The organism is Methylobacterium oryzisoli (assembly GCF_046557895.1).
In the GTDB taxonomy this organism is placed as follows: Bacteria; Pseudomonadota; Alphaproteobacteria; order Rhizobiales; family Beijerinckiaceae; genus Methylobacterium; species Methylobacterium oryzisoli.
The window spans coordinates 116415-126475 of record NZ_JBKIBX010000017.1; the positions used below are offsets into that span (position 1 = coordinate 116415).

Consider the following 10061-nt stretch of genomic DNA (forward strand, 5'->3'; position numbering starts at 1 on the left):
TCGGACGCCGGCCCAGATCGCGCTTCAGTGGGCGGCGCGCTTGGGCATGTAGAGGTCGGTGATCGTGCCCTCGAAGGCCTCCGCCGCCATGCCGACCGTCTCCGACAGGGTCGGGTGCGGGTGGATGGTGAGCCCGATGTCGCTCGCATCCGCCCCCATCTCGATGGCGAGCGCGGCCTCGGCGATCAGGTCGCCCGCAGACGGCCCGACGATGCCGCAGCCGACGATCCGGTCGGTCGCCTCGTCGAACAGCACCTTGGTCAGGCCCTCGTCGCGGCCGAGCGACAGCGAGCGCCCGCTCGCCGCCCACGGAAACACGCCCTTGCCGACCTTGAGGCCCTTGGCCTTGGCCTCGTTCTCGGTGAGCCCCACCCAGGCCACCTCCGGATCGGTGTAGGCCACCGACGGGATCACCTTGGCGTCGAAGAAGGAGTTCTTCCCCGCCGCGGTCTCGGCCGCCACCTTGCCCTCGTGCGTCGCCTTGTGGGCGAGCATCGGCTGGCCCACCACGTCGCCGATGGCGAAGATGTGCGGCACGTTGGTGCGCATCTGCCGGTCGACCGGGATGAAGCCCCGCTCGTCCACGATCACGCCCGCCGCCTCCGCGCCGAGCAGCTTGCCGTTGGGCCGGCGCCCGACCGCCACCAGGATCTTGTCGAAGGTGTCGGTGGCCGGGGCGGAGCCGCCCTCGAACGTCACCTTCAGCCCCTCGGGCAGGGCCTCCACGGCGGTGACCTTGGCCTTGAGGTGGATCGCCTCGTACTGCTTGGAGATCCGCTTCATCAGCGGGGTGACGACGTCCTTGTCGGCGCCCGGGATGATCTGGTCCATCAGTTCGACGATGGTCACCTTCGCGCCGAGCGCGTGGTAGACGGTGGCCATCTCCAGCCCGATGATCCCGCCGCCGATGACGAGCAGGCGCTGGGGGATGCCGTCGAGTTCGAGCGCCCCCGTCGAGTCGATCACCCGCGGGTCGTCGTGCGGGATGAACGGCATCCGCACCGGCTCGGAGCCCGCCGCGATGATCGCCTGCTCGAAGCCGATGACCCGCGTCTGGCCCTCGTGCTCCACCGCGATCTGGTGCGGGCTGACGAAGCGGGCGGTGCCGGTGACGACCGTCACCTTGCGCTGCTTGGCGAGGCCCCCGAGCCCGCCGGTGAGCTTCTTGACGACACCCTCCTTCCAGCCCCGGAGCTTGTCGATGTCGATGGAGGGCGCCGCGAAGCTGATGCCGTGCGAGGCCATGGCGTGGCTCTCGTCGATCACCTTGGCGGCGTGGAGCAGCGCCTTCGAGGGGATGCAGCCGACGTTGAGGCAGACGCCCCCGAGCGACGCCCAGCGCTCGACCAGCACGACCTTCTTGCCGAGATCGGCCGCCCGGAACGCCGCCGTGTAGCCGCCGGGGCCGGCGCCGAGCACCAGCACCTCGGCGCGCATCTCCTCGCCGGAGACCGGGGCGGCGGCCTTCGGGGCCGGCGCGGCGGGCGCCGCGCCGTTGCCCCCGGCCGCAGCCGAGGAGCCGTAGCCGGCCTGCCCCTCGCCGGGGGCGTGGCCGCTCGCGGCCGAGGGGGGTTTCGCGGCGGCCGTCTCGGCGATCCCGGGCTTGGCCGCACCGGTGCCGGCGCCAGCGCCGGTGCTGGCACCGGCGCCCGAGAGCAGCAGGATCAGGTCGCCCTGGCTGACCTTGTCGCCGGGCTTGATCTTCACCTCCGCCACCGTGCCGGCGACGGGGGAGGGCACGTCCATCGTCGCCTTGTCGGATTCGAGCACGATCAACGTGTCGTCGACCCCGATCGTGTCGCCGGGCTTCACGGCGACCTCGATGACCGGGACGTCCTTGAAGTCGCCGATGTCGGGGAGGCGGACCTCGTTCTGGCTCATCGCTGTCGCCTCCTCAGATCACGAGCCGCCGCACGTCCTCAAGGACGTGGGCGAGGTGGCGGGTGAAGCGCGCGGCGAGCGCTCCGTCGATCACCCGATGGTCGTAGGAGACCGAGAGCGGCAGCATCAGGCGGGGCTTGAACTCCGAGCCGTCCCAGACGGGGGCCATCTTCGAGCGCACCACGCCGAGGATCGCCACCTCGGGGGCGTTGACGAGCGGCGTGAAGGCGGTGCCGCCGATGCCGCCGAGCGACGAGATCGTGAAGGTCGCACCCTGCATGTCGGCGCTGCCGAGCTTGCCGTCGCGAGCCTTCTTGGAGAGCGCGCCGAGTTCCTGGCTGATCTCGGTGATGCCCTTGCGGTCGGCGTCCTTGACCACCGGCACCACGAGCCCGTCCGGCGTGTCGACCGCGACGCCGATGTTGTAGTAGCGCTTGAGGATCAACGCCTCCTTGTCGGGCGACAGGGAGGAATTGAACTCGGGGTGCGCCCGCAGGGCCGAGACCGAGGCCTTGATCAGGAAGGCCAGCAGCGTGACGCGGTAGCCCTTCTCCTTGCCCTGGGTGTCGAGTTCCTTGCGGTAGGCGTCGGTCTCGGTGATGTCGGCCTCGTCCTGGTGGGTGACGAGGGGCACGTTGAGCCACGCCCGGTGCAGGTGCGGCCCCGAGATCTTCTTGATCCGCGCGAGCGGCTTGGTCTCGATCGGTCCGAACTTCGAAAAATCGACCGCCGGGATCTCCGGGATGCCCATGCCGCCCGAGGTCATGACGGCGCCGCCCGGGGCCGGGGCCGCCGCGCGGGTGAGGTGGCCCTTCACGTCCTCCTTGGTGATCCGGCCCTTCTCGCCCGTGCCCTTCACGGCGTTGAGGTCGATGCCGAGTTCGCGCGCGAGGCGGCGCACCGCCGGGCTGGCGTGGACCTGGGAGAAATCGGGGATCGCGGAGGCGGCGGGCGCGGAGGCGGCGGGCGCCGCCGCGGAGGCCGGGCTCGGCGCGGGCTCCTGCTTTTGCATCAGCGCGGCGGTGTCAGCCGCGGGCGCGGCCCCGTTGCCCTTCGGCTCGGATCTGGTCTGGGGCTTGGATTCGGCCGCGGCGGCGCCCTCGCCCTTGAGCAGCAGGATCGGGCTGCCCTCGCTCACCTTGTCGCCGATCTTGATCAGCACCTTCTCGACCACGCCGGCCGAGGGGGAGGGCACCTCCATGGTGGCCTTGTCGGATTCGAGCGAGACGAGCGGATCGTCCGGCCCGATCGTGTCGCCCTCCTTCACGTGCACTTCGATGATCGGGATGTCCTTGAAATCCCCGATATCCGGAATCTTGACCTCGGTCGCCACGGCGTCTCTCCCGTTCCGTCACGTCTGATGGGTTGATGGCGCGGATGGCGCGGGATCCCCTCTCCCGTGCGGGAGAGGGGTAGGGGTGAGGGACCGGGTGGTTCAGCGAGAGGCTCGACGCGTCCCGCTGCCAGCACCACGGCCGGATAGTCGTCCTGAAGGGTCCGGGACCCTCACCCCTGCCCCTCTCCCGCACGGGAGAGGGGTTCCCCGTCGCGCCGCCCCGCGTCGCACGCGGACCCGGCCGGCGTCACACCGTCCAGGGGGCGGGTTTTTGCGGATCCAGGCCGTACTTGGCGATCGCCTCGGCGACCTTGGCGGCCGGGACCTGGCCCTCCTCCGCGAGGCTCTTGAGCGCCGCCACCGCGACCCAGCGCCGGTCGACCTCGAAGAAGTCGCGCAGGCGCACCCGGTAGTCCGAGCGCCCGAACCCGTCCGTGCCCAGCACCTTGTAGCGGCCCGGCACGTAGGGGCGGATCTGGTCGGCGAACAGCCGCATGTAGTCGGTGGCGGCGATCACCGGGCCTGAGCGGCCCGACAGGCAGGTCTCGACGTAGGAGGTCCGCTGCGGCTCGGTCGGGTGCAGCATGTTCCAGCGCTCCACCGCCATCGCCTCGCGCTTCAGCTCGGTGAAGCTCGGGCAGGACCAGATGTCGGCGGCGATGCCGAAATCCGCCTCCAGAAGTTCGGCGCCCGCGATCACCTCGCGCAGGATGGTGCCCGAGCCGAGGAGCTGCGCCCGCGGGCCTTTGCCCTGCCCCTCGCGGAACAGGTACATGCCCTTGAGGATGCCCTCCCGCGCGCCCTCCGGCATGCCCGGATGGGCGTAGTTCTCGTTCATCACGGTGATGTAGTAGAAGACGTCCTCCTGCTCGGCGTACATCCGCCGCAGGCCGTCCTGCACGATCACCGCGACCTCGTACGAGAAGGTCGGGTCGTAGGAGATGCAGTTCGGGATCGTGGCCGAGAACAGGTGGCTGTGCCCGTCCTCGTGCTGGAGCCCCTCGCCGTTGAGCGTGGTGCGCCCGGCGGTGCCGCCGATCAGGAATCCGCGCGCCCGCATGTCGCCCGCCGCCCAGGCGAGGTCGCCGATGCGCTGGAAGCCGAACATCGAGTAGTAGATGTAGAACGGGATCGTCGGCGCGTCGGAATGCGAGTAGGAGGTCGCGGCCGCGATCCATGAGGACATGGCGCCGGCCTCGTTGATGCCCTCCTGGAGCATCTGGCCCTTCTCGTCCTCGCGGTAGTACATCAGCTGGTTGGCATCCTCCGGCCGGTAGAGCTGGCCGACCTGGCTGAAGATGCCGAACTGGCGGAACATGCCCTCCATGCCGAAGGTGCGGCTCTCGTCGGGCACGATCGGCACGATGCGGTTGCCGATGTTCTTGTCGCGCAGGAGGGTGTTGAGCACCCGCACGAAGGCCATGGTGGTGGAGATCTCGCGGCCCGCGGTCTCCTTGAGCTGCGCGTCGAAGGCCTCCAGCGGCGGCACGTCGAGCGGCTGCGATCTTTGGCGGCGCGCCGGCAAGGGACCACCCAGCGCCTCGCGCCGCGCCATCAGGTAGCGGTGCTCAGGGCTCCCCTCGGGGAAGCGGATGAAGGGGATCTCGCCGATCTGCGCGTCGGTGAGGTCGATCTGGAAGCGGTCGCGGAACTGCTTGAGGACCACCTCACCCATCTTCTTCTGCTGGTGGGTGATGTTCTGGCCCTCGCCGGCCTCGCCCATGCCGTAGCCCTTCACGGTCTTGGCGAGGATGAGGGTGGGCTGGCCCTTGTGCTTCACGGCCGCGCTGTAGGCCGCGAACACCTTGCTCGGGTCGTGGCCGCCGCGGGTGAGGCGCCAGATGTCGTCGTCGCTCCAGTCGGCCACCAGCGCGGCGGTCTCGGGATACTTCCCGAAGAAGTGCTCGCGGATGTAGGCGCCGTTCTTCGACTTGAAGTCCTGGTACTCGCCGTCGACGCACTCGGTCATCAGGCGCGCCAGCATGCCGGACGTGTCGCGCGCCAGCAGCGCGTCCCAGCCGGAGCCCCACAGCACCTTGATGACGTTCCAGCCGGCGCCGCGGAAGTTGGCCTCCAGCTCCTGCACGATCTTGCCGTTGCCGCGCACCGGCCCGTCGAGGCGCTGCAGGTTGCAGTTGATGACGAAGACGAGGTTGTCGAGCTTTTCCCGCGCGGCGAGCGAGATCGCGCCGAGCGACTCGGGCTCGTCCATCTCGCCGTCGCCCATGAAGGCCCAGACCTTGCGGCCGTCGGTGTGGGCGAGCCCGCGGTGATGGAGGTAGCGCAGGTAACGGGCCTGGTAGATCGCCATCAGCGGGCCGAGGCCCATCGAGACGGTGGGGAACTGCCAGAAATCCGGCATCAGCCAGGGATGCGGGTAGGAGGACAGGCCCTTGCCGCCGACCTCCTGGCGGAAGGCGAGGAGCTGCTCCTCGGTGAGCCGCCCTTCGAGGAAGGCGCGGGCGTAGATGCCCGGCGAGGAATGGCCCTGGACGTAGATCAGGTCGCCGCCGTGGCCGCCGCCGGCGCCGCGCCAGAAATGCATGAAGCCGGTGTCGTAGAGGGTCGCGGCCGACTGGAAGCTCGCGATGTGGCCGCCGAGTTCGGAGGAATCCTTGTTGGCGCGCAGGATGATCGCGATGGCGTTCCAGCGGATGGCGGAGCGGATGCGGTGCTCGATCGCCCGGTCGCCCGGGTGTGGGTCCTGCTTGTCGACCGGAATCGTGTTCAGGTAGGCGGTGTTGGCCGAGTAGGGGACGGGCGCGCCCTTCTTGCGGGCCTCTTCGATCACCTGACCGATCAGGAAGTGCGCCCGGTCGGGCCCCTCCACGTCGAGCACGCCGTCGAGGGAGTCGAGCCACTCCCGGGTCTCGATGGGGTCGGGATCGCGCGGGTCGAGTTCGCGGCTGCGTTCCACTCTGGTCCTCCCTGGTTGCCCTCTCGCGGCGGCGCGGGGCTGGTCCGTCACCGGGCCTTGAGCACGGTGCGTGCCACATCATGGCTTAGAGAACTCGCAAGGAAGTGCAAGAGCTTAGTGCCGCGCCGGACCCGAACCGTTCCGGCATTCCGGAACAGAAGCGGAATTCGTTCCGGAAGCTCAGACAGGTCCAGATCCGACGCCGGTCCGCGCCGGGCGGCCGGCAGTGCTTGGCCGGCCGCGCGAGATCTGACGCGGCGGCGTGCTGCCCCTGCGGAATCCCGCCGTCGGTCCGTTCGGTCAGAATGTCCCGGGCCCTCCCGCGCGCGCATCCGCTCTCGCCTCCGATCCGGCACCACCGTCAACGACCGAGGCTCAGGACGGGTCCATCCGGCGCGCCTTCACCCCCTGGACCGGCGCGGCCTCCGCGGGCGCGCCGGGCACGGGCGCCCTGCCGGCGATGAGCGGGCTTCCCGGCCTGGCGACGGTCAGGACGGTCACCGCCAGGGCGAGCAAGGCCGCCACGGCCGCCGCGGCCAGGAAGGCGGCCTCCCCGAGACCGCGATGCAGGAGGCCGCCCACCACCGCCCCGGTGCTGAGCGCCCCCCAGAGCGGCGCCTGGATCCAGAAGGATTCGGCGGGCTTGCGCAGGATCAGGTTCGCCAGACCGGTGCCGAAGCGCACCACGGCCCCCGTCACGTAGGTCAGCGCGAGGCTGCGCCCGTCCGCGTCCTGCAGGGTCGCGTTCTGCATCCCGAGCGCCAGCACCACCGGGTAGGCGTGGAACGGGAACGGGACGGGTCCCGTCGGCAGGGCGAGCCCGACGCACAGGAGGAGGGCCAGCAGCCCCAGCAGCACGGGCAGGCGCCAGCGCCCGGCCCAGGCGGCGATGAGGGTGCCCGAGAAGGCGCCGAAGCAGAACACCGCGATCACGCCGGCCACGCGGGTCGCGCCGTCCCACGCGCCCTCGGCCACCGCCGCGCCGAAGCGGGTGGTGTTGCCCGACATGAACGACACGAACAGCTGCGAGTATTCGAGGAAGCCGATCGCATCCGCGCATCCCGCCAGGCCGGACAGGATGATTGCCAGAGGCACGCGCGTCGCCGCGCTCGCGGGAAACGATCTGTCGGCCATCGGGGCTCCCGGGGAAGCAGCGTCGCGCCCGGCGCGGGCGGTCCGTCCTCACCTGGGAGACCGACAGAGGACGGCAAGTCTTGATCGGCACCCGCCCGCGGCCCGCCGCCCCTGCGGCAGCCGTCACTCTTCCTCAACGGCAGGAGCGCGCGTCACTCGCGCTCGCGGTCGGTCCTGGCTGGTGGGGGAGCCGAGCCGCCGAATCCCTGCTGGAACATGTTCAGGAACATGGACTGCATCTGCTCGGCGTTCTGCGGGAAGAGCGAGAACCAGCTGCGCAGCATCGCGTCGGGGGAGAAGCGCTCGATGTCGGCGAGCATCCGGCGCTCGAGTTCCGCCATCACGGCCGCCTGCATCGGTTCGAGGTTGGGCAGGCCGACGAACTGGCGCGCCTCCAGCGGGGTGCAGTCGACCTCGACCCGGAACTTCATCGCCCGTCTTCCTCCCGGGGCCGGCGCGCCCCGCCGCACCCACACAGGAGCATTCCCGACTTTTTGTAAAGCACGATCGCCCCCTCCGGTTGCCTATGTGAACAGCGCGGCGGTGGCGCCCGTGCCAGGGTGCGCCCGCCGTGCCGCCCATCCAGCCCCTCTCCCGGCGGCGCGGCGGCGGGCCGGGCACACGATGTCCGGTGATGCGACGCCCGGCCCGCTCCAGGCGCGGATACCGGCCCGGACGGGCCGGTGCCCGCGTCGGCGTGTCATTCGGCACATTCTTCCCGGCGAAGACGATTTAACACTTCCCTTGTTCTTGATCCGCAAGACGCGGTGACGAGAGGACAAGAGGAGATACTGTCATGACGAACTCCAAGATCATGGCGCTGGCGATCGTTGCGGGCACGCTCGGCTTCGCCTCGGCCGCGAGCGCGGCTCCGGGCGCGGTGGCGCAGGCGGGGGTGATCGCGGGCGACGCGCAGGTGCAGAACGTCGCCATGGGCTGCGGCCCGGGCTGGGCGCCGAACGCCTGGGGCAATTGCCGCCCGATGTACCGTCCCTACGGCTACGGCTACCGCCCCTACGGCTACGGCTACGGCTACCGCCCCTACGGCTACGGCTACGGCCACCGCCCCTTCGGCCGTCCGAGCGGCATCGCCGTCCGCTTCTTCTGATGCGGTCCCGCTGCGGCGTCCCGCTGCCGGAGCGGGACGCCGCCGGCCGAGCCCCCCTTGCCCCGAGCCTCACCGTGGATCCGGCGCTGACAGCCAGCACCGGATCCGCCGCTCCGGACGGATCACAGCGGACGGGATGCCCNGGGACGCCGCCGGCCGAGCCCCCCTTGCCCCGAGCCTCACCGTGGATCCGGCGCTGACAGCCAGCACCGGATCCGCCGCTCCGGACGGATCACAGCGGACGGGATGCCCGCATCCGCATGAATTCGAGGACGGCAAGCAGGAGCCAGGGCGCCATGATGACGATGAAGATCGACATTCCGCTGTCTCCCACGAGGATGGTTCGCGCCGTCCACGCCGCCCGATCCAGGCGTGCCGGGGATCAATCCGCCCGGCCCCGGCGCGGTTCACCGGCCTCGACGCGCGGGGATTGATCGAGTCCCGTCGCGATCCGGAGCCGCACCGGTCCCGTCCGGGCCACCGGACCGATCCCGCGGCTTCCGCGCGCGCATCCACCGCCCCGTCCTGCCTCATTCCCGCCGACGAGCGGGGTTCCGCGTCCGCCCCCGAGGCTCACGCGAGCCGGCGTTCCGCCCGGCGAATGAGGGCGACCGCCCATCCCACCTCCTGATCGTCCCAGCACCGAGCAGACGGACCAGTCAGCGGCTGTCAGCGGCGATGCCGCCCGCCGTGCCCCCTGTCCCGGGTGGGCCGCCTGTCGGACTGCCGCCGATCCAGACGCCCGGCATGCTGCCCGGCACGGGTTCGCGGCCGGGATTGCCGGGCAGGTTCGGCGGCGAACGCGTCGCAGATCCGCCATGTCCGGACACCGGTCCCGCATTGCCGCTCGGCCCGGGCGCACCGACGGCATCGCTGGGCGGCGGCACCCTGGCCGTCTGCGCTGCTGTCGCTCCGGTGAGCGCGAGGCCGAGGGCCGCTGAGAGGGCGATCGTGGTGCGCATGGTGGGCGGCTCCGGAGGGTCGAGGTCGCCATCAACCGCCGTCGATCACCGAGGTTCACCGCGGATCGAGCGCAGGTCGACGATCCGGACGGGGGGTGAGTCCAACCGCGAACGCGCACGGCACGGACCGTAGGCGGCCTCGCTCGGCACAAAGCCACACGGGGCGCTCTCGACTGAACCAGACCCGATCCCGGCACTTGGTCCGTGCGCCATCCCGGCGTCGCTGCTCCGGTTCGGGTGCTGGACCGAACGGCCTTCGATCGCCACAAGACCTGCCAGGGACGATCGAGGCGGAGCGATCTCGGTGGCGAGAACCTTTCAGGGAGGCTGCCTCTGCGGGGCCTCACGCTATGAGGCGCGAGGCGAGCCGATCAACGTCCGGGTCTGCCATTGCCGCCTCTGCCAGAGAGCCATCGGCGCAGCGTTCAACGCCCGGGTTCTGATGCCCATCGACGCCGTGACGATCTCGGGACCGGTCGGCCGGTTCAACTCCTCACCGGCGCTGGCGCGCGGCTTCTGCCAGATCTGCGGCACGGCCCTGTTCTCCGAACGGACGGGCGGCGGCGTCGTCGGGCTGACCTGCGGGAGCCTGGACGAGCCTGCCGCGTTCAGGCCCACGGCGCACATGTGGACGGCCAGCAAGCAAGCCTGGGTTCCTCCGCCCCACGGTTGCTTGAGACACCCCGTTAGCGGACGGTCTCCGCGGCAGGGGTGAGGACGATG

The 10061-nt window shown here is 70.7% G+C and carries 7 protein-coding genes; 2 read left to right on the plus strand and 5 right to left on the minus strand.

Going from position 1 to position 10061, the window contains the following annotated elements; all coding sequences use genetic code 11:
• Window positions 1-24 precede the first annotated feature (24 nt).
• From lpdA to ACKUB9_RS18020, 5 genes are all read right to left on the minus strand, one after another.
• The gene (gene lpdA / locus ACKUB9_RS18000; RefSeq protein WP_407524907.1) at window positions 25-1881 is read right to left on the minus strand and encodes a dihydrolipoyl dehydrogenase; all 1857 of its coding nucleotides are present in this window, start codon (window positions 1879-1881) and stop codon (window positions 25-27) included.
• Between the two features lie 13 nt (window positions 1882-1894).
• A complete protein-coding gene (aceF, locus tag ACKUB9_RS18005; RefSeq protein WP_407524910.1) occupies window positions 1895-3214 on the minus strand; it encodes a dihydrolipoyllysine-residue acetyltransferase in 1320 nt (439 codons plus the stop codon).
• 250 nt (window positions 3215-3464) lie between these two features.
• On the minus strand, window positions 3465-6134 hold the full coding sequence (aceE, locus tag ACKUB9_RS18010) for a pyruvate dehydrogenase (acetyl-transferring), homodimeric type (RefSeq protein ID WP_407524913.1): 2670 nt from the start codon (window positions 6132-6134) through the stop codon (window positions 3465-3467).
• 375 nt (window positions 6135-6509) lie between these two features.
• Window positions 6510-7268, minus strand: a complete 759-nt coding sequence (locus tag ACKUB9_RS18015) for a YoaK family protein (RefSeq protein ID WP_407524915.1) — start codon at window positions 7266-7268, stop codon at window positions 6510-6512.
• Between the two features lie 152 nt (window positions 7269-7420).
• Entirely contained in the window at window positions 7421-7699 is a 279-nt protein-coding gene (locus ACKUB9_RS18020; RefSeq protein ID WP_407524918.1) for a DUF6489 family protein, read from the minus strand.
• A gap of 365 nt (window positions 7700-8064) precedes the next feature.
• Between ACKUB9_RS18020 and ACKUB9_RS18025 the strand changes: the two genes are divergently transcribed.
• A complete protein-coding gene (locus ACKUB9_RS18025; RefSeq protein ID WP_407524920.1) occupies window positions 8065-8376 on the plus strand; it encodes a GCG_CRPN prefix-to-repeats domain-containing protein in 312 nt (103 codons plus the stop codon).
• A 1266-nt stretch (window positions 8377-9642) separates the two neighbouring features.
• Window positions 9643-10053 carry a GFA family protein gene (locus tag ACKUB9_RS18030; protein WP_407524926.1) on the plus strand — a complete coding sequence of 137 codons (411 nt, stop codon included), beginning with the start codon at window positions 9643-9645 and terminating at the stop codon, window positions 10051-10053.
• The last annotated feature ends 8 nt before the right edge of the window (window positions 10054-10061 follow it).